The organism is Acidobacteriota bacterium (assembly GCA_020845575.1).
Classification (GTDB): Bacteria; Acidobacteriota; Vicinamibacteria; order Vicinamibacterales; family Vicinamibacteraceae; genus Luteitalea.
Genome location: JADLFL010000059.1, coordinates 40,425 through 64,808, shown reverse-complemented (window position 1 = coordinate 64,808; position 24,384 = coordinate 40,425). Strand labels below are relative to the sequence as shown.

Here is a 24,384-nt window from a genome sequence, read left to right as displayed (position 1 = left end):
TCCAGAAGACTCTGCGGATGGGCATGGCAGAATCATATGCGCCTGTTACGTCCTGTCGAGCACCGGGTATCGACGGCGTCACCCCGCCGCGACTTTGGCCTCTCTGAACAGCCCGGCCGGCATCGGACGGCGCAGACGCCATACGAACGCTATTGGCCGTTCGCCCGTGTGCGACACGTAGTCAGCCGGCCCCAGCAGCGTGTATGGCATCGTCCGGCCGTCCTGCTCGCGGCGCTCGCGGACAAACAGCAGGACAGTTCCACCTCGCTCACGGTGATGAATGTAACGCCGCCCCGTGGACGACCGCTGCGACGTGCTGACCTGTGACTCCCAGTGACCTCCGGCCCGGAATCGGGCGACAGAGGGAGTGATCACGCTCGCCAGGTCGGCGAGCGTCGATGGCCGACGCTGGGACGGACATCTCCACCGGCCGAAGCCGACGGACGACGAGCTGGTGCGCTCTATCAGAAGAACCTCGCGCGTGACCTTACGGTCGGCGATCCGCGTGAGCGGCTGAGGGACCACGAACGCCATCAGCGCGGACGCGAGGAGCGGTCCCAGAGTGTGTCGCGCCAGCCGCTGATTCGCCCAGACTCGCGACACAGCACGCAGAACCACTCGATGGCATCGTCCTGGGCCAGCCCCGCGTATAGGTCGCCGACGCACCGCCCGTGCGCCCGGGTCAGGACGCGGCAGCGCACGTTGGTCTCCGGCATCGGTGTTGCGGCGTGGCTGCTCACCCACGCGACGATGGCGCCGAGGTGCAGCGCGAGGTCCATGGCGGGCGCGGGCATGTCGGCCAGCAGCCCGTCCTCAAGATAGTGACCCATGTCAGTGATCCACGTGCGCGGCCGGCGTGCCATCGAGTTTGACTCCTATTGCTCAGACAATGCCGAGGGGTGATCCGAGTAAGCTTGAGAGCGCACGTGTCACAGTTGGGAGGCCCTCACGGCAATCGTCATGGCCGATAGCGATGCCGGGCCCGTCTCTTTGTCAAGTAGTCGGGGTCATGAACGAAGACGATGTCGTCCACTGCGTGCGGCTGGATGGCCACGTTGACCGACGCTCGCAGGCGCGTGAACGAGCGACGTTTGCTGCGGTCGTCGTCGAGTGATGCCCACGTGCCCCACGGCGCGGCTGCCGACGCATCGGCCCACACCACCAGCCTCCGCGATTTTCGCCCGGACCAGCCGAGTGGTCTCGTCACAAGCGACAGTCCGCCCGGAGCAATCTCGTCCCAGTTCGACAGCAATGCGGCAAGCGAGGAAGCAAGCTGCTCCGGGGGCTGAAGCGGCCGCTCGGTGGTGTTCCAGAACGCTCTCTCATCGCCAAGCCGATACGAGGAGAGTCCGGGCGCCCGATACATGTCGTCTGGCGTGATGTCCTGAAGCAACTCCAGGCAGTCACGCTCCTCTGCCCAGCGCACGGTTTGCTGCCAGCGCGCATGCTTGTCTGCATCGCTCGAATAGGTCCAGCCGCTAAGGATAAGAGGTGCCGGAGGACCGGTCTCGCCGCGTTGCTGAGCAAAGTCCACCAACCGCTGGAAGACACGATGCCAGGCGCGCGGTACAGGGCAGATCGCGATCATGGTTACTCTGTTGGTGCGTCGGCCGGGTCGGCACAACTCGACGCTTCGATATCGCAGGTCGTGCGGCCGCGGGTCATGCACCGGGACTTCTCCGGTGCCGTCTCTAGGAAGCGGATGAAGCGATCGTGTTTCACTACTCTCGGTGTGCGCTTGCGCGCAGCATGAAAGACGCGTCCTGCCGCGGCCTGCCAGCAGCCACGACCGAGTACAAGGTGGTCCTATTCACGGAGACAGGAGTACCGCTCCAGATCGTGCGCCACCCCGGACCGAGAGTCGGTCCCAGATCAACCATGCCCACTCACTCCCTGAACACGCGCTCGTTGTGCCATGCGAGTAGGTCCGGGTCCGGCCTCTCCTGGGTTCGCTTCGGGAGACCAATCGACTGCCCGTGCATCGGGTAGTAGCTCTTGCCGTTGCTGTAGTCCGCGCGCAATCGATTGCTCACCTCGAGCCGGTACTCCGGTGTCACCGTGACGTACCCGGTGTCGTACAGGCGGTGGAGGTCCGAGCGCAGCAGCAGACCGTTCCGCACATCATGAGAGCCATGCAGGGCGTAGGGCTTAATGTGTGCCGCCTCGAGGGCGGGCAAGGAGTGCTCGCCAGTGACAGAGCAGGCTCGCCCGTAGGCGTCCATCACGGCAACGCGGAAGATGCCCTGCCCGAGGCGCGGTGCCACGAGCTGTGGCGTGCCGTATCGGGCCGTGGCGAACAAGCCGTCCTGCCCCGGCTCTCTCATCATCACGGCGTCTCCGACTCGACCCAGCCTCAGCGACTGCAGGCGCTCCTGGCACTCGCGCCACACGCGCAGTCCCTCGCCGACGGTCAGGTCGTACCGCTTGTACCTGACGATCTCCGGGGCCCAGTCGGTGGGCTGCGCCACCCACATGTCCTCCGGGAAGAATACGGCATCGCTCAGGAGGACGCACCCGATCTGGGGAGGGCCCTTCTGCTCTCGGCCCTTCATCCGGTTGGATGCGCGAAGCTGTTCGAGCCGACGGGTCATCAGGCTGATGTCGGGCGCCCCGTTCGCCTCGCCGAAGCACTCCCAGGCCAGCCACTCGGGGAGTCGCGCGTACCGCGAGACAAGACCAAAGCCTCCGATTCGATTGCGAGGCGACTTCAGCTTGAAGAAGAATGGCACCCCCGGCCTGCCAGAGAATCCGGCGTAGTCAGAGGGCGTCCAGAAGTTGACCTCTTCCCAGCGGTCACGCCGTTCCCGCAGGAAGTCGAACCACTCGGCGTGCGTATTGGCCACCCATCCCTGCATGGGTCAGATCACCCTTGGCTTGGCTGAACGGCTCAGATCATCGATGTCGCTTGCGATCGGTCCACCGGGGTGCAGCAGCTGCGTCGGCAGTGTCCGCTTCAACTTCTCACCGTCGAATCCTTCGATGCCGCCGTCATGCAACAAGCAGGATGTGGAGTCGACCAGGATCGAGCGATAATGCACAGCCTCCTTGAAGCGATACGACTGCGGCACGATGGCAGAGACCTTCCATCTCCTTGTTCTTCCACCAACCTCGTTGACACACTCGCGCAGATCCTCTAGAACCGCGCTGGGGCTGCCTGTTTCTTGCCCCGCGATCACTTCAAGCTCGATGCGCCCCCTCTGTTCTTCGTCACTTCACGGAGGAAGCGCCATAGAGAGGACGCGCGACCTTGCGCCTGGTCGAATGGGCCTTCTTCTTGGCGCGCTTGGGGAGCGGACTCCTCGGAGGCAGCCACGAGTGCCGCGAACACCTGGTCGAGCCCGAGCGCCGGTCGTCGCTGGAGATCCGAGCGTGCTTCTCCACTCTCCGGAACACTTCTCAGGGTCTTTTGCTCAGGCACGAAGTTCAGTCCGCCTTCCTCGTCGGCTCCGCTCCTGAGGGGCGCACCGGCCACACACCACGCGACCTCACTTCGGGTAACGATCGGCAGAGCTGGACCGAACATTCATGCCATGGCGGCCTGCTCGGGTTGCTCCGGTCTCGGGCTGTCCTCAGTGGTGGGATGTAGGGTCATCGAGAGTTGCTTCTGGAGCACTGGGGGAAGCGGCACTCTGGCTGCGCGACGCTCAGTGGCTGCCTCGTCCACCTCGTAGTTCTCGCCCGTCAGGATGTTGAACCACCGCTCCCTGTCGCGCACCACGCGAAACATCTTCTCGTCCTGGGTGGCGGCGATGCAGGGCAGGTACAGGTGGATCGACTCGCTGATGCGTTCAGCGCGGCACCCGATCCTGTCAACCCGTCCAGTCCGCTGTCCCAGCGTCGAGGGGTTCCAGCACAAGTCGTGGTGAATGACGTGCCGACAGTACAGATGCAGGTCAAACGCCCGATCACGATGCGTGGAATCGGTGATCACGATGCGGTGGAATGGCTGATCACGATGGCGTAGCGCACGCAGGAAGGAGACCGGCACGCGCACGGCAACTCCGGAGGCCTGAGGCCGTGGACGCTGCCGGCGCCGTGGACACCGAAGACCGGTGCCCACCGCGCCTTGGAACACCGCACAGAGCGCGGTGTCCCACAAGCGCCCACCGCCGCTCCTCGTCATCGGGTCAACGGCAACAACACACCGCGAACCACGCGCTTGCCCAAGGAGGTCACGCCCTCATACACTGCCCACCGCCCAGCGTGGCGGCACTGGGCCTGATCCGATCCCGTGGACGGGTTAGTTCAGTCGAATCAGCCTTCGTTCTTCAACGGTCGTAGCAAGTCTACAGGTGCTTGGCGGCGGTCGGGTCAAGCACGACGCTGGACACCGGATGCCGCCGAGCACCCCGCAGAGGGCTACGCGGCAGCACGTCGCTCGAATTCAGCCGGACTGATCTGTCCGAGCGTCGAGTGCCGGCGTCGCTGGTTGTAGTACACCTCCAGGTAGTCGAACACCTCCATCTTGGCTTCGCTGTAGCTGCCGAAGCGGTCGGCGAGCTCACTCTTGACGGTCGAGAAGAAGCTCTCCATCACGGCGTTGTCGTAGCAGTTGCCGCGGCGACTCATGCTACAGGTGATCCCGCGCGGTCCCAGGGCGACCTGATAGTCCTCACTGGCGTACGTGCAGCCCTGGTCGGAGTGGAACAGCAGGCCCGCGCCGGGACAACGGCGTTTCACGGCCATGTCCAGCGCGCGGAGCGTCAGGTGCCGGTCGTTGACCGCACTGAGCGCCCAGCCGACCACGAAGCGGGAGAACAGGTCGAGGATGACGGCGAGATACAGCGTGCTGCTCTCGCCGATGACGAACTCCGTGGTGTCGCCTACCCAGCGCTGATTGGGCGTGTCGGCGGTGAACTGCCGGTCGAGCACATTGTCGGCGACGGGCTGGTCGTGATCGCTCATCGTTGTGTTCTTGAAGCGCTTGCGGGGGCGCGCTTTCAAGCCGTCTTCCTGCATGAGACGCGCGACGCGCTTCTTGCTCACCGGTTCCTGCGCGTCCTGCAAGTCGCCGTAGATCCGCGGGCTACCGTAGCGCGACTTGTGCGCGTCGAACGACGCCCGGATCAACACCTTGAGCTGGCGGTCCCGGCGGCGGTGCGCCGATTCAGGACGGAGGCACCAGGCGTAGTAGCCGCTCGGCGTCACGCCGAGCCAGCGACACAACTTGCTGACCGGATAGGTGGCCTTCTCCGTGTGGATCCACGCGAACTTCATCGGTGGTCCTTCGCGAAGAAGGCCGCGGCTTTCCTAAGAAACTCCTGCCACTACCCCAGCTTTGGCGACGAGCGTAAAACCCAGGGTCTTTGCGCGGCGCTCGAGATGCTGGACCAGGCGGTGCCGATACTTGGCTTCGTACGCAGAGACACCAGGGTCGGCGTACGCCACGCCAAAGCGAAGCGCCTTATAGAAGAGCACCGCCAGCTTGCGCGCCGTCGCGGTCACTGCTTGCGCCTTGCCGATGCGCGCAGCCAAGCGTCGGTAGAACGCCCCGAGGGCCGTCTGCGTCCGTCCCACATTGACGGCCGCGATGCGGAGAAGGGCTGCCACACGACTGGAGGAGCGACGGGTCGCGGCGCTGAGCACCCGGCCGCCCGAGATCTTGTTGGCCGGGGCGAGGCACAGCCACGACGTGAAATGCTTGGCGGTCGGCCATCGGGTCATGTCGTCGCCGCACTCGGCGACCAGTCGGAGCACCGTGTACGGACCAAGGCCGTGAATCTGACTGAGGTCCGCGCCCAGGAGTCGGTGCAGCACGGTCCGGACATCGAACGCCGGCTCATTGCGGCCCTTCGCGTGCCGTTGCGCCGGGAGCGGTGTCGTGGGTGCCGAGCGCTCCGCCGCCAGCGCCCGGAGCGCCGTCTCGATCTGCGTATCGCACTCGGCAATCTTGGTTTGATGGAAGTCGTACAGCTCCAGCGCCTGCTGTAAGGCGAAGACATGCTCCGGCCGATAGTGCCCCGTCAGAGCGGCCCGAAGCGTCGCATCCGAGGCGGCACAGCGCACGTCGCGATGCGCGGCCAGGACCTCCGCGGAGCGCTCGCCCGCGACGATGGCGCGGAGGATGCGCATCCCGGTGACGCCGGTGATATCGGTCACCGCGTGGTGCAGTTGCAGATTCATCTGCATCAACGCCTTCTGCATGTGCTGAATGTGCGCGGCCGCGTACTCGATGAGGCGCTCACGCAGCCGGAGGTAGGCACGCAACTGAACGATCGCCTCGCGGGGGCGGAAGCTCCCGCGTAGCAACCCATACTGGTGCAACTGCTGGAGCCACTGCGCGTCATTGACGTCCGTCTTCCGCCCTGGCACCTGCTTCACGTCGCGGGCATTGACCAGCACGACGTCGAACCCGCGAGCTTCGAGGATCTCGAACACGGGAATCCAGTACACCCCGGTGGACTCCATCGCCACGGTCGTGATGCCGACGGCCTGCAACCAATCGGCGAGGCCGTGCAGGTCACCACTGAAGGTGCAGAACGTCCGGACCGGTGTCGGATCTCGGTCCGGCCTGACCGCCACGACGTGGTGCGTCGCCCCGATATCGAGGCCGGCGGCGTGCGGATTGATCGTAGAGAACGGATTCGACGCTCGACGCTTCGCCATCGCACTCCTCCTCGGAATCTCCCGAGGCAGGGGCGGCGCACTCGAACACTTTCCTAAACGGGATCACCTTGCGGCGTCACCACTGACATGTGCGCAGGCCACCCCCGGACCATGTTTTTTAGCGGGCTCACGATGTCACCAGAAAGCGGACGGCCACGGCCTCGGGCCTGCGAGCGTACGCCACGGAGTTTCTGGCCCACAAGTCGGGCTGCGTGAGAGCCCGAGACTCGTTTTTTAGCACCTCGCGTTCCATCCGCAGCTCGCGGTTCTCTTTGCGCAGGCGCGTCAACTCCTCCCGCTCGACGCCGGTCAGGCCGCTGCGCCCCTGGGTGCGCTCGGCCTGGGCCTTGCGGACCCAGTCGGCCAATGCCGACTGCGTCAGATCCAGCTCGCGGGCGACGGCGCCGACCGTCTTTCCCTCGTCGAGGACCAGCCGAACGGCCCCCGCCTTGAACTCGTCAGTGAACTGCCGGCGCCTCAGCGTGCCGGCTTCGGATTGGACATGCGGGACATCGTATCCACCTCTCGGAAGATGTCCACGAAAGCGGATCAAGCCCAACCGAACTGATCGTTGAGTAACGTGCCGGGGGCGTGGAGGTGCGGGTCCCATCGATGCCAGTGGGAGCCGCGGGGATCGTGAACGCCGCTCATCGTTTCGTCCTCATCCCTCATCCCTCACTGCGTCGCGGGTGACTATCCGCATGTTCAACGTTCCAGGCCATCGCGCCTTAAGGTTCACGCCCGCCTTTGGCGTGCGGATTGTCTTCCGGATCAAGGTACTTGTATAGTCTGGGCGGACGCGCCGCTCGGCCCGTCGTTCCGGACCTGTCGCTTCTTGCGGGAGTTGAAAGGCCATTTCTGGCCTGCGGCTGCAAGAGCATCCGCGACAACCGCGCATGGCATGACGGGAACCGATGGCGGTCGGATGGCGAGCGTCCGAAATCGACGGTCGCCGCGGATGGTTTCGTGCTTCGCCCTTATCTGTCACACAGTGTCACAACTGTTGCGGCCGCATCTCCTCGGCTTCCCTTATGTACGCTGCTGCGAGCTGCTGCTCACCGAGCCGCCGCAACGTGACCGCAAGATTTCCCAGACAAGTGCTGTAGAAATCGTTGGTTCGCAGGAGGTAGAAGAGCGCCGAAGCAGCGTCTACCAGCCAGATCCGGCGCACGCCGCCATCCTGCCCCTTGCTGTCGAGCCAAAACAATCCTCGACTGGGCGCGTCAGCGTCCGACAGGTGCTCTTCGGCGAGCCCGAACTCGGCGCAACCATCTTCCGCGGTGATGCGGGCTGCAGCCTGGACGAATGCCTTCATCCATATGGGCTCCGCCAGCTCGGAGGAGTGAGGGTTCTCCGGTCGCAAATACATCGCCTGTCGCCGTCGGAGCAGCCAGTAGACGTGACCGAACAGGGACGAGGAGTACGCCTGCCGCGCGTCCTCATCCCGACCCTCTTCGTGGGCAATCAGGCCCAGAATGAACCACGCCTTCGAATCCGTGTCGCACTCCGCGATCCGCGTCTCGCAGGCCGCGAGCGCCTCTGCCGTGCGCCCGGCCTTGAATGCTCCCAGAAGGCGTTGAAGCTCATCTGGTCTATCGTCCAGAAGCTGTGGCGTCACAGCAGGTTCCTCTCGCGGCGCGGTGTTCGTTGCGGAGCTATGTTCCCTGAAGCCGCGGCCCGCTGGCCGCGGCCATTCACAGGCATGGCGAAGATCGGCGCCCTTCAATGGCTTCTGAGCTAATAGAAGATCGCGTCCATGTACGCCACGCGCCGATTCCATATCTCCTTCGCTCGTCGCGTCTGCGGTGCTGAAGTGTTGAACCAGGGCGATGCGTGCAGCAATCGGATCAGTTCGATGTATCCATCGACGTCAGCGAAGCGTCCCTGTCCTATCCCCACGACTTGCGATAGATTCGCTCGGACCGTTGGGGCAGCCACCGTACAGAAGAGGTCAGGTCTGACTAGGCAGAGTAACCGGCCCCACACCTTCATCGTCGGCCCAATACGCACGAGATCATGCAGTACGCGCTCAAGGCGACGCCAGGGTATCGGCCTGGGGAGCGCCGAAATGGCGTTCATGCTGCGAACGATGGTGGCATGCTGCTGTGCTGTGCCATTCCTGACCAGCTGCCGGAATGCTCCTGATGCGCCAACGTGCCCGAGGGAGGCGTAGTCGTCGCCGAGGCCGTTGATCACCCGACGCCGCTCGACGTCTGAGAAGTAGGACGTCTTCCATGGGCGCGGCAGCAAACGTTCGCCGGCGTCCAAGGCCGTTCGGAGCCCGCCCTCGCGTCCGGAACCGCGCAGCCCGGCGAGGACCTTCCCGTAGTACACGTTCCAGTCTGCTTGTCTGAGCCAACTCGCGCTGGCAACCTGTTCTTCAACTTGAGGCTCTGTAACAAGTCCCGCCTTGCGAGCCTTTGCCAATGAAGCCTGATACCTCTTGCGATATCCGTTCAGCCATCGCACAGAGGGCACAAACGAGAATGAGTCCGTCCTCCATTCAGACAGTCGTCCGCGCAGTTCCTTCACACCACTGGCGCCGCGGGCTGACAGCGAACCTTCGCAATAGGCATTGACCTCGACATTCTTGTAGAAGCCGCTGAACGTAAGATTCGAACTTCCTACGAACAAGGCAAACGCATCGCCTTTGGTGAATAGATAGACCTTCGGGTGAAAGAAGACGTTTTCGCCATCCACGATTCTGACCTGAGTCCTCTGGCGACCCATGAACCACGACACGGCGTCAGGATGCGTGCGATTGAGGGCAATGCCCACCGTCGCGTCCACTTGTCCTCTGAACGCGCCGATTTGGTCGTAGGGAAGAGTCTTAGATGGATCGCCGCACCATGCGACTGCCAAGTCCAGTCGGTCGTACCGAGAGCAGCATTCCCTGAATCTGTCGGCGAAAGATGTCGCCCCACTCAGGATCTCAATGTTCATCTGTGCCCTCCGACAGACCGATATCGAACCAGACCGAGTCGACGGCGCGCTGAACGACGCGTGGAGCGCGCACCCTTCAGGCACGTGTCGAGGCGACATTCCGCCCGATGCCGCTTCTGCTCTTCGCCCAGGCCTGTCGGTGGGGGAAGGCTATGCTCCTTGATCATCACCGGACGAGGACGGCGGCCGTCTTGGCTCTCGTCAGCGACACGTAGATCAATTGCGCGATATCGGTTCCGCCCGCAGGTTCGACCCCCTTGGGAGCCAGCACCACCACCCGGTCGAACTCCAATCCCTTCGCCCGATGCATCGTGGCCACGCGGACGGCGTCGCCGGACGCTGTGTCAGCCGATTCCGACGTCACAACGCTCACGGGCAGCTTCGCCGCCTTCAGCCGGTCGGCCACGGCGCCGCGCAGCTTCTTGGAGGGTGCCATGAGGCACACCGTTCCAGCCGGCAGGTCTGGGTCGCTCAGCCAACCTGTGATGCGCGCGATCGCTACGTCCAAGGCCTGGTCGGGGCTCGAGGTCTCGACCTGCTCCGGCGCGGGGCCATGGGACAGCGACTTGTACAGACGATTGTCGTCCGTCCCGCCGTCCATGTCGTCAATCTCGCGGCCCTCGAGCTGCGCGACAGCGAAGCGGCGGATCTCCTCGGTCGTGCGGTAATTCAGGTACAGCTTCCTGGAGCGGCCACGAATGTCGATGCCGCACTTGCCCATCGCAGCCCGATGGCGCGCGTAGATGCGCTGATGCCCGTCACCCACGAAGAAGAGGTCGTTCTGTCCCTTCGCGGCCATCGCGCGCAGCAGCACCAACGCCTGTTGCCCGAAGTCCTGCGTCTCGTCGACGATGATGGAGCCATACGGGAGCGACTCCTTCTCGCTGGCGAGTAGCGCCGCGGCGTCGCGGAACGCGTCGTCGGCGTCCTTGAGCTGACGCGAGCTGAGCTGCAGCCGGTACTCCTCGAACACGGGCCAGATCTGGTCTCGCTTGGCCCGGGTGAGGACGGTGCCCCGTCCCACGCGCGACGCCTTCCGGTAGTCGTCGAGCGAGTCGATCCCCTGGGCCGTGATCACCTGCGACCATTCATCGGCGAAGAACGCGTCATCGAGGCCCAGCGATGCAGGGGCGAGTTCCAGGGCGCTCCGCCATGGGTCGTCTTGCAGGCCGTAGGCAATACGATGTGGGTACTTCTTCCTGCGCAGGTATCCGTGTACCCACCGATCGAGGTTGGTGACCTCCACGTTGGCTGAGGCCGGGTCGCCAAGGAACAGGGACTTCAGGTTGTGTTCGACGTCCAACGCCAGGTTGCGCGTGAACGTCGTGAAGAGGACCTTCTTCTCGGGTGAAGCCCTGTGCTTCGCGAGCCACACGGCGCGATGCATCGCGAGTACCGTCTTCCCTGTGCCGGCGCCACCGAGCACGCGGACCGGCCCGCTCCTGTCGCCGTCGGCCAGCTTGCGCTGCGTGGGATGCAGGAACACGCGCCACTGCTGCAACGGGGCGTTGAGGATGGCCGACATCTCCGTGTCGCTGGTCACGACGACGAAGCGCGACTGGCTCTCAGCGGTGTCGAGGGCCGTGACGAAGTCGTCGGGATCGACCTTGCGGTCCACCCGCGTCTCGCGTCCGACGAGCACCTGGGTAACCGAGTCGCCCGCGGCAATCAGGAACAGGCCTTCGTACGCCTCGACGGGCAATAACTCCTGCGCATGGTCGAGGTCCGCGTCCGACGTCATCGAACGCACGATGGGAATCAGTTCCGGCGGTGTGCCGATCTGCACCAACTGCTCGTCGGTGAGGTCCTTGAACAGCGGTGAGGCTGCCGGAGCGGCCACCTCCTCGCGGGCCGGCGCTGGCGCGTCTGCCGCAGGCGCAACGCGAACGTGGGCTTCCGGAGCCGCCTGGGCCTCGACAGCCTCGAGGTTCACCATCTGCATAGCCCCGGTCACCGGGTTCACCGACAACTTGCGACGCTCGGCCCAACGATAGGCCTCGTCGTGCGTGTCGACGTGCAAGAGGATGTACAGGTCTCCCTGTTCGGGACGGAACACGATGCCGCGCCAGTCCTGGTCGATGCGAATCGACCGCAGGTTCCGGTCGCGCGCGGCGCGGATGACCTCGTAGTTGATGCCTGGCGCCGTCGGGTTCTGCTGGAACTTGAGGGCCCACTTCACGACGTTGGCGTGAACAGCGGCTGGCAGCTTCCCGAGCTTGAGAAGGAAGTCCTGCGACAGCGCCACGCGTGGAGCGATACTCATACGTCTGCGACCTCGATGATGGCCAGGGCGACCGTATCGGCCCAGCCTGAATCTACAGCCAGCACCACCTGCCAGCCAGCCGCCTTGCACGCCTCGACCTGCTCGGCCTGGTGGGGCGCCAGCACCACGAGATGCGGCTGCTCCCACTGCAGTTCGGCCTCGGCGATCACGCCGCCGCTCGTCGACGCCAACTCCACGCCGACCGCGTCTGGAGCCGGCACCCCACGCGCGGCGAGAGCCCTCATCCCTTCATGCATCTCGCCTACCGCCTGGCCAATGGCCACGTCCCAGGCGCGGGCCTCACCGTCGGTCTCGTCCGCGGGCACTGGAACCGACGAACTCACCGCCGCAGGCGCGAGGCCGCCATAGTCGCCGTGCTCGATACCGACCTGCTCCATCAGGAACGTGCCGGGCAGCACTTGCAGCTCGTTGAACAGCTCCAGCCATTCCCGCCAGGAAGCTTTCAATGCCTCCGGCGTCGGTGCCTGGGCGGGCGCAAGGGTGATCGCGCCAAACCCTGCAGAGAAGTCACCGCGCATGTACGCCTGCGGCCATGCCAACCTGACGACGGCCGCACGCAAGGGCTCCTTCGACCATCCGACCGCGGCATCCAGAGGTGCCTCGTGATGGCCATCAGGCAGGGCGGCTGCCACGGCTTGTAGCGCACCTCGCGCCGCGGGGATGTCCGGCGACTGGGGATGCACAATCAGGCGCGCCGCGAGCACCGCAGCCTCGCGCTGTCGTCGCCGTAAGGCTCCATCGTCCGGATCATCAGCCGGATCGGACAGCCAGCGCACCAGGCGCGCCACGGCGTGTTCGCTGATAGTGCCGGAGCCGCGGCCCAGACTCGATCGCACCTTCACGACAAGCGGATCCGAAACCCCAAGGCGCGCGTGCGCGGCCATCACGTCCTGGGTCGCCTCGACGTTCCCTGCGAGCGCCGCCTGCACGTCTTCCCAGACGACCGACCATACCCAATACTTCTCGCTCGCCACCAGCGCCGAACGCTTCTGCGCATCGGCGCGCACCGCGCCGCGGTGATAGGCCCAGCCGTCGGCGAAGACCGCGATGGGCCGGCGAGTCGAAGTACCGCGCACCGGCTGGATCACGAAGTCGGGCCTGACGAACGCGCCCACCCCATCGTCGGGGCCAACGTCCACCTGCAGCCGAACCCAGTAGCGCTCGGCGCCCACCTCGAGCAGGTAGCCCGTCCTGCCCTGCACGATGTCCTGGGTGACCTTGATCTTCGGGAGGCCCGCCGTGCCGCCGATGCGGCTGAGACACTCGATGAACTGCCCCTCGAGGATCGAGTCCAGCTGCGCGTTGATGTGGATCTCGGAGAGCGACTTGACCCGTTCGAGGTGCTCGATGCTGCCGAGCAGCTCCCCAAGCAGGTCCTCCGCAGCACGGCGCGAGACCTTCGACAATGCCCGCCCCTGACGATACTGGTACAGGCAGCGGTAGCAGCCGTCCTTCTCCGGCACTGCATTACAAGGGCAGGCCCGCAGCGTCGCGTACGCCTTCTGCAGCACCTGCGTGAGCGTCTGGGCGTCCTCACTGAGGAGTTGGTGCAGGTAGCCCGTGCCTCCGGGGACCGAGTCGTAGAGCAGCACATAGTGACGCTTCGGGCCCTGGTCCGCTCCTGGCTCTTCCTGCGTGGTGATGCGTAGGTGATCCACCTTGCCGCCGTAGTGCCGCTTCAGCCCCAGCTGCAAGGCCGCCATGAACGACTGCAGCACCGTCTCGTTCAAGCCGGTGCGTGTGTATGGCACCAGGATGCGCACGGCCTCGGACGAGAACTCGCGATAGAGGTACAGACAGTCCAGGACCGCTTCGGGCAGGTCCTTGCCCCACCACTGGCAGTCGCGCGCGTGCTTCTGCACCGGGCCTGGCTTCTCGCCAGGCCGTCGCCTCGGCGGCGGCGTCTGCACCATCCCGCAGTGCCGGCACACCTTGAAGCCGGGACGTGTCGTTTCCCAGTCGGCCACACTGAACGACACGCCCTGCCGCCCCATCTCGCCAAAGTTGATGTCGCGGAACTGCGCCCGGCGGATCGACTCGAAGCCGAACGCGAGGTGCTCGTCCTGCAGACGCCAGGCGACGACCACGTCGTTCGGGTCGAAATCCACCAGCAACTGGCGGATGAAGAAGCGGGGCTCGCGGTCGTCACTACGATCGTCGATGCGGGACTTCTCGTCGTTGGCGTTCGCGACGGCCTGGCGGAAGCGCAGAAGCGTGCGGCGTTGCTGGATATCACCCCACATCGCGCTCCCACATCGCGGGCACGCCGGGTGGGCATCGCCGCTCACGAGCACGTTCTCGAGATGATGGCAGGACGGGCACAACCGCCAGTCCTCCGTCTTCGCGAGCTGCATGTTGATCTGGTCGATCTGCACGCGGCGCTGGTTGGCGTAGAACCGGTTCTCCGGGGCGAACTCCGACAGGGCCGACGCCGCTGGGCGCTCGAAGCGCTGCGTGATGGTGACGTACAGCCCGCCACCGGGCTCATCGTCGGCATGCCGGCGCCGCCAGAGCAGCGACTTCAGCTCGACGCCCGCCTCGGGGAAGGCGTAGTTGGGCAACAGGCCCGCGTCGGTGAAAGTGTTGAGCAGGTCGCGGTCGCTGATGCCCTTCGCGAGTTCCAGCAGCTTGCCGCGCTCGCGGATGTGGTCGCGCAGTTGCGCGTCCCGTGCCTCGTCCTTCGGCTGCTGCTTGAGTCTTTCAATCTCCTTCTTGATGTCCCTGGCCCGCTCGAGATACGCGTGGCGCTCGCGGCGAAGCTCCTCGAGCACCTTCAGGAGGCCCACGCGCAGGGCATCGACACCGCCCTCACCGAACATGTACTCGCGCAGCCGGTTGAGGACACGAACCACGCCGCGGCGCTCGACTTCGTCTTGAGGCTGGTAGTCGAGGAGCGCGACAAACCGGTCCAACAGGCCGTGCTCGTCGTTCTGCACGAAGTTGAGGAAGTTGTACGGAAAGCGTGCCTCGTCCTTGCGCTCGACGGCGTCGAGCGCCGGCTTGGTCTTGTCGGGGAACGCAGTGGCCGCGATGCCGCTGGCGACCCAGGTGTCGAGGCAGAAGGCCAGTAGCTGGCGACGCAGCACTTCCGGCGCCTGCAGGAACGTGCCCGGCGGCGCCACCTCGCCCGCCATCATCTCGAACGGCTCCTCGTAGAAGTAGAGATCGTGGGGGCTGGCGCCGTCGGCAAGCGTCACCACGATGGCATTGCCATCGCGGCGACCGGCCCGGCCCACACGCTGCAGGAAGCTGGCCTGCGAGGGAGGCACGGAACACAGCAGCAATGACGACAGACTGCCGATGTCCACGCCCATCTCCAGCGTCGGCGTGGCCGACAGCAGGTTCTCGTACCACGGCTTGGCGTCTGACGGCTTCGCCTTGAACCGGTCCTCGAGCGCCTCGCGCTCGTCACGCTCGAGCAGGCCGGTGTGCTCGGCGGCAATCACTCGGCGGATGTCGCCGTGGCGGTACCTGCGCACCATCCACATCTCGGCATCGTCTGGCTCGACGATCCCCGTGTAGCGTTCGTGCATTGCGTCGAGGCACGGCATGCCGAGCACCACTGGAGCAAGGGCGCGTGAGACGGTCAGCTCACGGGTACCACTTGAGGCACCGAGCTGCACGGCGTCGCGGTCCACCTCCAGCCGCTCGGCCCGCAGTGCTATCGCGCGGCCGTCCCGGCCGTCGAAGGGCTGCAACACGTCTGCTGCGATCAATTCCGACAGCGCCGTCTCGTAGAGTTCTCGCTCGGAGCCCTTCGGCAGAAGCAGGCCGTGGCCGATGGTCACGCGAAGCCATTGCTCGTACCAGCTGCGCCCACGGTCGATCAGCACCTCGAAGTCGCGGTGCTTGCCCAGGGTCAGCAATTGCGGATGGTGACTGAAAGGACCGATCGGCGGCAGCCAGTCCCGTCGTCCGCGATCGAAGGTCAGCGTGCCCAGCCACCCCGACAACGCGTACCCCTTCATCTCGTCGTGGGTGATCGCGCCGCGCTGCCGGAGGTGCAACACGATGCCCCACAGCCAGTGGCGCACCTGATCGCGCGTCACCTCGCGTAGCCCGAAGGCTTCGACCAGGCGGCGATGCACGGCATCGACGGACGGCTCGAGCGCATCGGCGGGCAAGGTGAGGGTGGCGAACGCCAGGCGGTCGAGGGTGCGCCCCCGCCGGGAGAGATAGGTGAACTCGGCGACGGCCTCCCAGGCCAGCCTCTTGCGCACGCGAGCCAGTAACTTGCTGCCGGCCGGCAGCGAGCCGTCCCGCTGCAGCGCCTCCCATGGGTGCTGCCACAGCATGTCGGGACCGATGAACTCGGAGACGAAGGCCTCGGGCGTCAGGTGCCCCAAGCGCGCCGGATCGAGCAACCATGTCGGCAACTGATCCAGCAGACTGGTCCAGGGCACCGATGGCTGCGCGAGGGCATCGACGACGCGCGCGATGGCCATGCGGATGTTGTTCCGGTAGGTGCGGCTACCGAAGAAACCAGCGCGATGCGCGGCATCCTGCACCGAATCGGAGAAGGCGATCAGCTTCTTGTCGTCGTTGTACGGCGTGGCCCAGCCCTGCTCAATCAGCTGTGCGCCGAGCGTCGCGTTACGCGCGCCGAGGAGCAGCAGGCGATCGTGGGCACCGCACGCGGGGCAGGTCTTGTCGTGCCAGTTGTACGTGACGTCGCCGCGCTTGCTCTGTTGATAGTCCTGCAGCTCGAACACAGGCACGAGGCCCAAGTGCCGGCAGTCCGCACACGTGCCAGGGCTGTCGTTCAATCTGCCGCACGCGCCGCACAGGTACCGCTGGCATGGCAGGTCGAGTGTCGCGTCTCCATAGAGCCGCACCAGTTCTGGCGCCGACCTAAACCACGCGTTGTAGATGGCCTCCAGGACCGAGTCGACCTTCACGGAACCGCTCTGCCGAAGGCCCACCCACGCGGTCGTATGGCACTCGATGCACTGCACGAGCGGGAGGTGCAGACCCTCGCGCGCGGCCTTCAGGTCGGCTGCGGTCCGCAGCGCGGGCAGGTCGACAGGCGCGTTGTCGCCGCCCGTGGCGAGGGGCACGACGCTGGCCACGAGCCGACGCAATTCACGCATCCATAGCTGCACACGCACGGTGACCAGCGGCAGGTTCGGGTCCTTCACGTCGCGCGCCCAAGCGAGGAGGGCCACAAGAGCGTCGAGCACGCGTGGCGCGTGCGGGCGCGCGGCCGCTGGCATGGGGCCAGTCAGTTGCTCACACAGCACGCTCCACTCGCCGATGCCGCCCTTCAGCACGCGCAGGAGGTTGTGTACGAGGAGGTGCTGCTTGAGCAGGCGGCCGAGCGCGCATCGCCAGGCCGGATCCGACACGTCAGTTGGCACGGCCTCGCCAGCGAAGAACACCGGAAACCACGCAGCGATGGCCTCGGCCTGCGAGCGATATCGCTGCGCGTCGAGGATCTCGGCGAAGTCGTCGCGCGACTGCAGCAGATGGTTGATCGGCGCTTCGCCCAGGAACTGCGCCACCGAGTCGCGGTCTTCAGCGACCACCGACTCGACCTCGAACGCGCTCGCGAACACCTGCCCGGCGTAGGTGCGGAGCGGCGCCGTGTCGCCATCCCCGAGCGTTGCGGAGGTGCCCACGCAGACGACGTGTTCAGGAGGCGTGCCCAGCCGTGCGCGGAGGCGACGCAACAGCAGCGCGAGGTCGGTCCCTTGCGCGCCATCGAACGTGTGCAGTTCGTCCACCACCACGTACCGGAGGGTGTCCGGCGCGTTGTGCGCCCACAAGCTGCGGTCCTTCGGCCGCACCAGCAGGTAATCGAGCATCTTGTAGTTGGTGAGCAGGACGTCGGGCGGTGCCTTGCGCAGCGTGTCGCGATCGGTGATGACCGTCGTGGGCGTCATCACGGCGCTGCCTTGCCCGCCGCCTCCGATATACATGCCGACGCGGAGCCCGGCGAACGCTGGCGTACGGGCGACCACTTCGGCGAAGCGGCGCGCCTGGTCGTTGGCGAGCGCGTTCATCGGGTAGATGACGAGCGCCTTGATGCCGCGTGCCGCGCCCTGCTCTTTCTGTCTGGCGCAGTGATCGAGCACCGGATAGAGAAAGCACTCGGTCTTGCCACTGCCCGTGCCGGTCACGACCAGCGTATTGGACGGCGCCGCATCGCTCCGGAGGCGTCGCCAGGCGTGCTCCTGGTGACTGAAGCCGGGGTGTTCGGTCTCGAATCGAGGGAAGAACGCGCGGGCCCCCGTCCCTGCTCGAAACGGGAGGCCGAGCTGCAGGTACGGCCCCTTGCCGATGGCACCCGGTGTGTCCACGAACCGGCGCACGATGCCGCCGAAGTACGCGTCTGCGGGCTCGAACGCCGTGATCAAAAACCGGCGGGTACTCTCGCTGAGTTCGTGGGCGAGGATTGATGGCAGCATCTCGGCGACCGCATCTTATCCGACGCATCGAGACACGGCCACGACCACTCAGATCGGGGCATCTGCTGTCGCCGTTATGCTCTTGCTTGGCCGCTACTCTTTCGAGGAATCGTCGATGTCCGTTACCGCGCTCGTCAAGGAAGATGCTCTCATCAAGGCAGTTCGCCAGCACATCGCCAGGTCCAGCACCTTTCATGTCGCGATGGCCCTGGTCAGTGCCACTGGGCTGGAGCAGTTGCTTCCGGACCTGCAGGCGGCACTGAAACGGGGCTCCACTGGAGAGTTCCTGTTCGGGACCGACCTGCCAACGCATCCCGAGGCCATCGCAGCCCTCCAAGACCTTGTCGGGCAGCACCTGACCTCGTTCACCGTGAAGCGCTTCGCCTCGCCAGCGGCGCGGGCATTTCACGCGAAGCTGTGGGTCTTCGGCGACACCGCCGCCATCGTCGGCTCATCGAATCTGACAGGCGGTGGCTTGGCCGCCAACTACGAGGCCAATGTCCTCATCGAGGACCGCCAGGCCATCTCCGACCTCGCGGCCCAGTTCGAGGCGATGTTCCACGGCGCATATGCCACTCCCGTGACGCCCGACTGGTTCGCCGCATACCGCGCTGCTTGGCAAGAGCGCAAGGACAACCTGGCCGAGGCGGCGCGGCTCCGCGAGCGCACACGCAAGGAGCCTGATCCAGCGCCGCGGAGGAGGACGCTACCGAAGCGCATCAAGGGCAACACGTTCGTGTTCACAGGACGCATCCACGACTGGCCACGGCCTTCGCGGCTCTATCCATACGTCGAAAAGCTTGGGGGCTTCATCGGAATGAAGGCTTCTGCGTTGCCGACAGCGGCGGCGTTGGTGCAAGGCGAGCTGATGGGATTCGACGACACACTCAAGCTCAGGACGGCGCGCGGTCTCGGATCCTTGATCATCACACAGGACGAGTTCTTCGAGATTGCCGAAGCGGAGGAGCACATGAAGCGTTAGCCGTGCCGCAAAGCCTCGTTGCCGGCGGCGTCGACCGCACTCCGGGACTGGAAGTACTCCCACGCAATGCGGTAATCGTCCTCGCGGTTCGCAAGCGCGAACGGCGCGACCCAGCGACGGGTCTTCTTATGCGGGCCGTTCGGGAGCGTGTCGTCGAGGACCTCCTGTTCGATGACGGTGCCCTCAGGCACTTCGCACACGTCCTCCCAACCCGCGTTGCCGGAAACAGTTCGCCCATCCACGTATGTAATGCGAGTCGCAGGGTTCCCTGGGCCGCCTCTGCGCGGAAGGCCAACGCCGGGAAGTCCTCGATTTGCCGTGAACGCGACGCTACCGTGCATGTCGTACCAGGTATCGGACTCGTTTTGCGCTACGATCGCAAACTGCACTCGGTAAATGAGCTGGAGTTCGTCTAGTGTGAGGCCAAGAGCCCGCGCTACTAAGACGTCGAGCTCTACCAGCGCCAATCGGCGTGCATAGTCATTGCGTAGCGCGCAAGCGGGTGTCCACTCCGAGGTCAACTCTGCGAAGAAGTTCTGCGGCAATCTCGGATTGTTCGGCTGGCTCCACGATTGGCTGCGCGCTGCCGCTCCAATCGCAGATCCCCAAAGGCGCGCGTAATCTCGAGTTAAGCAGTTCAACGCTAGTACGCGAGTGCCTAAGTCCATTGAATACGGAAGCAAAGGAAACAATTTCGTTCCGCTTGCGGTAAGGTCGGCCCACCCTGCTGACTTCACAAAGAAGTCGAGGACAATTGAAGATGCTGCGGCAGAAGTAGCCAACAGTGCTTCTCGGGATCGAAAAGAAGCACTTACGCAGCTGATCACGTGGGCGACATTTGGAGGGACGAGTGCGCACACAAGCGTTCGCTCGCCCGACTGAGCGAGACGCTTTCTGGCCGCAAGCCTGTAGTCCCCTGTCACGGGAGTTCGGTGCCCGTCGTCATTCAGCCAAGGGACACGCGGAATTCGTCGTTTGTACTCGTCCCTATCGACCATGGGCCGAAAATTGCCTCTGGGCAAGTAGGCATCCGGCAAGGCCTTCAGCTCGACAGCGTCATAGTGACCATTCGCAGTACAGACTCGACGCGGGCACTTGTAGAACGGGTTGCAGACGAATATGTGGGGACCTGAGATGATCAACTCCGAAGGAGTCGCGGGAAACCACTCTCCCTTTCTACGGCTTATGGTGCCGTCTGCCTGCTGCCGAGTCTCGTCCCACATCCACGTCAAGGAGTAGTCATCGCCCAAAGCGGAAAGCCGCGTCGGATACCTTGCCAGCTTTCTGAGCACGCTCGCCATGGCGCCGGCGTGCAGCGAAGGCAAGCGCGCACGACTTGATGGCGTGCCTGGCTCGTCGTACAGCGATGCGAATACGGCTAGTTCGTTATCGCTAACTCTAACGATGCGGTCTCTATGGCCAGCTAGCTCCCATTCACCCTGAGACTTGTAGCCTGGCACATGGCCTCTGCCGGGGTGAGCGTAAGACTCATCTATCGTCCTGGGGTGAAATAGGTTTGAGATCAGATCGAAGCCAGTCGCGCGGTCGGGCCCGAACAGATTGAGACCGTATCGCCTGGTGTGACTAATCCCAAAGAGACTGAGCTCGTTCTGGAACTGAAAGTGAGATCTCAGTCGGCGATAGAGGGGCTCACGAAGGACTCCTCCCTTCGGATCGTCATAAACACCTTCAGGGTGCACTAGCCCGGACACTCCTGTCGTCGCTGATACGCGCCACGTGAGAGGCAGAAAGCACTTGTATAGATTCGTCTGAACCCCTCTGAGTAGCGGAAAGTTCTGTGTGGCGTTCAGGAACTCCTGCGTCCCTTCTGCCTGCTCGAGTTCTATCGTCCACTCCCCTTGCAGTGCCGGGAATGTCGCGAACGTGTCGGCGCGGAGCCTCGTCAGCTCAGATGCGCTGGTCTTGCGAAGCGCCAGCAGGGGGTTCGCCTCTCCGAGAACACCGGCCTCGTTCCACTCGACCTTGATCCACGGCGGGTTGCCGAGCACGAGATCGAATCCGCCGCGCGTGTGGAACACATCGGCGAACGCCAGCTCCCAGTGCAGGAAGCGACGAGCCTTCGCCAGCGCCTCCACCTCGCCGATCCGCTTGAACGCCTCGCGGAGCCTCGTGATGCGCAAGCGGCCGAGACGATCGTGCAACTGCGGCGACACGTCCTGCACGGCCAGGGCAGGCTGTTCCTCGAACTCCGGCAGCCGTGGGGCATTTGCGGTGACGAGAGGGACGCCCGGCCGGTCATACCCGAAGGGCAGCGGCAGGTCGGGCGACACGTCGACGATGTTGCCTTCGAGGATGGCGCCCACTTCCATCCACCACTCGTCGCGCGAGGGGAGGCGATGGCTCGCGCGAATGGGCCAAAACCAGAGCGCGCACCAGTAGTCCATCACCAGCTTCAGGCGGCGGTAAGGCGTGGCCTCGTCGCCGTCTTCGTTCAGTAGCCCCTGGCGACGTATTGCCTCTTTCGACGCCCGTGACGTGATGGTGTCGTTGTGCCCCTCGGCTGGCCACACCGACAGATGGTCCTCCGTGGCCCGCCGGTCACCCTGCAGCTGCGCAGCGTGCGCGGCCCACAGGTCGTCCACCTTCGCACTCAATTGCTGGAGGCGCGCGATCTCGTACGACTGCAGCGGCGCGCAGAAGGTCTTGCGCCAAACTTTCAGCCGTGCGAAGTCGTCGGCGTACAGCCCCTTCGCGACCTTGTCCGTGTAGCTCGCCATGCCCGGATCCGGCAGCAGGAAGTGGTACACCTCGTCGGCTCGGCGATCCGGAGCCTGGGGATCGAGGCGACGGGGAGCCTGCTCGTGCCAGGCCGGTTTGGCGCCCTTCGCGATGGACGTCGCGGCGTACACCTCCGCACGCGCGCCGATCAGGCTGTTGCCGTCGAAGAGCTGGTAGCCGAACCAGGGCCCGCGCGCCGGTCGCGGATGGCCCTGCTCGTCCGGGGCGTCGCCGTAGATGGCATTGAGCCATAGCGACACCTCGGCGAGCTCCACCGCCACCGGATTGAGGTCCACGCCGAACACGTTGCGGTCGGCGAGGTACATGCGCACCTTCTGCAACTCGCGCGGATATGCCTCGTGGGGGATGCGCGTGCCGAGTTCCGCCTGCTTCAGCTCGAGGTACTTCTCGGCGAGCTGGTTGACGGCCTCGTTGAGGAAGGCGGCGCTTCCCATCGCCGGCTCCACCACCGTAAGACTGAGAATGTCGTCTGCCTTGAGCCGCTTCGCCGGGTCGGTGTCGTCGAGCCTCAGCAGTTCCTTCAGCGCGTACTTCACGAGGCATGCGGTCAGCACCTGCGGCGTGTAGTAGCTCGCGCTCTTCTCGCGATCGCGCCCGGCCAGCCGGTAGATGAAGCTGCCCTTCGCATGTCGACGCAGCCGACGATGGCCGTGCTCGTCGAGCTCGTAGACCCGCTCGTCCTCGGCGTAGTCCGCAAGACGTGCCTCCGGGACGAACCAGCCGACCTCGAGGTCGTCGCGACGACGCACGCCGGCCGCTCCGCCTTGCGTCGAGCGATTGCCACGCCGGCCGGCGCCCTCGGACTCGCCTGCGTCCGCGTCGTCCTCATCGCCGTCCTCGTCGCCTTCGACCTCGTCATCCTGATCGCTCGACGCGGCAGCGGCAGTCTTCTTCGCCGCGGGCTGCACCTCGAACAGGTCCTCCTTGGCGAAGAACCCGCGGAACGAGAGCAGTGCCTCGTACACGGCGCCGAGCTGGTTGATGGACAGCAGCTGGTAGCTCACCCGGCCGCGACGGCCACGGCCCTTGCCTGACGTGAGCGAGAGGAGCGCAATCACGCGCTGCCACACCTGGTTCGGGAACCGGACGAGATTGAGGAGTGGCGTCGCCTCGGGATCGAACAGTCGACTGTCCAGCGGGGCCAGGGTGACCGTGGGCTTGGCGCCCTCCGCCGCATCCCGCAGCGATTGCTGCAACGCCGCACCGCTCCCCTCGTGGATCAGTCGGAAGAGGCGCCTGAGGCTGTCGTCGAAGAACAGTCCGTCGCGCGCCCGCGGCGTGTCGAGTTGCACGAGTTCCAGATCGCGCAGGGCTTCCAGGCTGTAGCCCTTGAGGTACATCTCGCTTCGGATGGGGACATACCCGAGTTCAGGCCGGGCCTCGATGTAGAACACGAACAGCAGCCGGTACATCAGCCGCAGGCACTCGAGCGAGAGTTGCTCTGCATCGAGTTCCGCACGGCCAGCAAACACGCTTAGCTTCTTCGCCTCGGCCTGAGCTCGCAACTGCCTCGCTGCCTCGTTGCCGAGCAACTCGATGGCCTCACGCAGGGCGTACTTCAGGTCTTCGCTGACGCCGAACGCATGCTTGTGCGCGTTCTCGTCGAGGCCGTCGAGGAGCGGCGTGCCCTCGTCTGGCGCCAGGCTCTCCCGGTGCAGCAGGGCGGCCGTCGCCTCGATGGTTGGCGTGTCTCGGCGGTCGAGGATCTCACCCCACGAGAGGCGGAGGGCGCGGTTGTTGGGCCACTTCAACCGATCGAGCAGCAACCAGTCGTCGGCACCGAGCAGGAGGACGAAGCGCGGCGCGCCCTCGTCGGCCCCGAAGACGGCGTCCGAAAGCCAGTCGGCCCAGGTGGCGTCTCTCGCGTGCTCCGGCGCCGCTCCCGGATACAGCGACACGTCAATCGGTTGGTCGAGCAGGTCGTCTTCGAGGTGCCGATAGGCGGCGGCAGGAATCACCAGCACTCGCGATGCGGCGTGCGAGGCTGGGTGCTGCCCCGCCCGGCACCACACGCGGAACGGATGGCCGTCGACGAGCGTGGCGACGTCTGGCGCCACCGTGTAGCCGAGCGCCGCGAGCAACGGTCTCTGGAGATCGAGGAAGGCCTCACGGAAGGCGTCCTCGTCGCGCGCGTCGGCGAGCGCCTTGCGGCCGACGAACCAACGGCCGCCGAGACCGGCCAGGACCTTCTGCGGGGCGCGGATGATTTCAGGGCGGCTCGGGGAGCCGCCGTCCCTGCCAACGCCGTCGACTCCTTTCGTTGCTTCCTCGCGCGCGAGCCACGCGTCGAGCTGATTGCGGATGTCACCCCGGAAGACCTCGGCGAGGTAGTGGTGCCCGAAGAACTCGTTCTCGTTGGTGATGCCGGCAAACGTCTGGGCGGCGGTGTCGAGTATGGCCAT

Annotated in this window: 15 protein-coding genes; 1 reads left to right on the top strand and 14 read right to left on the bottom strand. The window is 65.2% G+C overall.

Annotated features, from left to right (window positions below):
• Positions 1-78: 78 nt before the first annotated feature.
• From IT182_16880 to IT182_16820, 13 genes are all read right to left on the bottom strand, one after another.
• On the bottom strand, positions 79-534 hold the full coding sequence (locus IT182_16880; GenBank protein ID MCC6165023.1) for a DUF3427 domain-containing protein: 456 nt from the start codon (positions 532-534) through the stop codon (positions 79-81).
• On the bottom strand, positions 534-830 hold the full coding sequence (locus IT182_16875) for a hypothetical protein (protein ID MCC6165022.1): 297 nt from the start codon (positions 828-830) through the stop codon (positions 534-536). The genes IT182_16880 and IT182_16875 overlap by 1 nt, the downstream gene beginning before the upstream one ends.
• Positions 831-958: 128 nt before the next feature.
• Positions 959-1,588: a hypothetical protein gene (locus tag IT182_16870; protein ID MCC6165021.1), complete on the bottom strand. Its 630-nt coding sequence runs from the start codon at positions 1,586-1,588 to the stop codon at positions 959-961.
• A 298-nt stretch (positions 1,589-1,886) separates the two neighbouring features.
• The gene (locus IT182_16865) at positions 1,887-2,855 is read right to left on the bottom strand and encodes an HNH endonuclease (GenBank protein MCC6165020.1); all 969 of its coding nucleotides are present in this window, start codon (positions 2,853-2,855) and stop codon (positions 1,887-1,889) included.
• Positions 2,856-2,858: 3 nt separating this feature from the next.
• On the bottom strand, positions 2,859-3,068 hold the full coding sequence (locus tag IT182_16860) for a hypothetical protein (protein MCC6165019.1): 210 nt from the start codon (positions 3,066-3,068) through the stop codon (positions 2,859-2,861).
• Between the two features lie 455 nt (positions 3,069-3,523).
• The gene (locus IT182_16855; GenBank protein MCC6165018.1) at positions 3,524-3,994 is read right to left on the bottom strand and encodes a hypothetical protein; all 471 of its coding nucleotides are present in this window, start codon (positions 3,992-3,994) and stop codon (positions 3,524-3,526) included.
• A 365-nt stretch (positions 3,995-4,359) separates the two neighbouring features.
• Entirely contained in the window at positions 4,360-5,217 is an 858-nt protein-coding gene (locus IT182_16850) for an IS3 family transposase (protein MCC6165017.1), read from the bottom strand.
• Between the two features lie 33 nt (positions 5,218-5,250).
• On the bottom strand, positions 5,251-6,606 hold the full coding sequence (locus tag IT182_16845; protein MCC6165016.1) for an IS110 family transposase: 1,356 nt from the start codon (positions 6,604-6,606) through the stop codon (positions 5,251-5,253).
• Positions 6,607-6,733: 127 nt separating this feature from the next.
• The gene (locus IT182_16840; GenBank protein MCC6165015.1) at positions 6,734-7,165 is read right to left on the bottom strand and encodes a transposase; all 432 of its coding nucleotides are present in this window, start codon (positions 7,163-7,165) and stop codon (positions 6,734-6,736) included.
• 435 nt (positions 7,166-7,600) lie between these two features.
• Positions 7,601-8,224: a hypothetical protein gene (locus IT182_16835; protein MCC6165014.1), complete on the bottom strand. Its 624-nt coding sequence runs from the start codon at positions 8,222-8,224 to the stop codon at positions 7,601-7,603.
• Positions 8,225-8,343: 119 nt separating this feature from the next.
• Positions 8,344-9,549 carry a phospholipase D family protein gene (locus tag IT182_16830; GenBank protein ID MCC6165013.1) on the bottom strand — a complete coding sequence of 402 codons (1,206 nt, stop codon included), beginning with the start codon at positions 9,547-9,549 and terminating at the stop codon, positions 8,344-8,346.
• A 166-nt stretch (positions 9,550-9,715) separates the two neighbouring features.
• Entirely contained in the window at positions 9,716-11,812 is a 2,097-nt protein-coding gene (locus IT182_16825) for an AAA family ATPase (protein MCC6165012.1), read from the bottom strand.
• Entirely contained in the window at positions 11,809-18,240 is a 6,432-nt protein-coding gene (locus tag IT182_16820; GenBank protein MCC6165011.1) for a DEAD/DEAH box helicase, read from the bottom strand. The genes IT182_16825 and IT182_16820 overlap by 4 nt, the downstream gene beginning before the upstream one ends.
• A gap of 115 nt (positions 18,241-18,355) precedes the next feature.
• Between IT182_16820 and IT182_16815 the strand changes: the two genes are divergently transcribed.
• Positions 18,356-19,222, top strand: coding sequence for a hypothetical protein (locus tag IT182_16815; GenBank protein ID MCC6165010.1), 867 nt, complete (start codon positions 18,356-18,358; stop codon positions 19,220-19,222).
• On the opposite strand, the gene IT182_16810 is transcribed toward IT182_16815, so the two are convergent.
• Complete coding sequence (locus IT182_16810) at positions 19,219-24,384, bottom strand: class I SAM-dependent DNA methyltransferase (GenBank protein ID MCC6165009.1); 5,166 nt, start codon at positions 24,382-24,384, stop codon at positions 19,219-19,221. The two genes, IT182_16815 and IT182_16810, sit on opposite strands and share 4 nt — an antisense overlap.

Excerpts from the sequence above, each read along its gene's own strand:
- IT182_16880 (MCC6165023.1), bottom strand. The coding sequence starts at position 534 with ATGGCGTTCGTGGTCCCTCAGCCGCTCACGCGGATCGCCGACCGTAAG.
- IT182_16875 (MCC6165022.1), bottom strand. The coding sequence starts at position 830 with ATGGGTCACTATCTTGAGGACGGGCTGCTGGCCGACATGCCCGCGCCC.
- IT182_16870 (MCC6165021.1), bottom strand. The coding sequence starts at position 1,588 with ATGATCGCGATCTGCCCTGTACCGCGCGCCTGGCATCGTGTCTTCCAG.
- IT182_16865 (MCC6165020.1), bottom strand. The coding sequence starts at position 2,855 with ATGCAGGGATGGGTGGCCAATACGCACGCCGAGTGGTTCGACTTCCTG.
- IT182_16850 (MCC6165017.1), bottom strand. The coding sequence starts at position 5,217 with ATGAAGTTCGCGTGGATCCACACGGAGAAGGCCACCTATCCGGTCAGC.
- IT182_16845 (MCC6165016.1), bottom strand. The coding sequence starts at position 6,606 with ATGGCGAAGCGTCGAGCGTCGAATCCGTTCTCTACGATCAATCCGCAC.
- IT182_16830 (MCC6165013.1), bottom strand. The coding sequence starts at position 9,549 with ATGAACATTGAGATCCTGAGTGGGGCGACATCTTTCGCCGACAGATTC.
- IT182_16825 (MCC6165012.1), bottom strand. The coding sequence starts at position 11,812 with ATGAGTATCGCTCCACGCGTGGCGCTGTCGCAGGACTTCCTTCTCAAG.
- IT182_16820 (MCC6165011.1), bottom strand. The coding sequence starts at position 18,240 with ATGCTGCCATCAATCCTCGCCCACGAACTCAGCGAGAGTACCCGCCGG.
- IT182_16815 (MCC6165010.1), top strand. The coding sequence starts at position 18,356 with ATGTCCGTTACCGCGCTCGTCAAGGAAGATGCTCTCATCAAGGCAGTT.
- IT182_16810 (MCC6165009.1), bottom strand. The coding sequence starts at position 24,384 with ATGGCCATACTCGACACCGCCGCCCAGACGTTTGCCGGCATCACCAAC.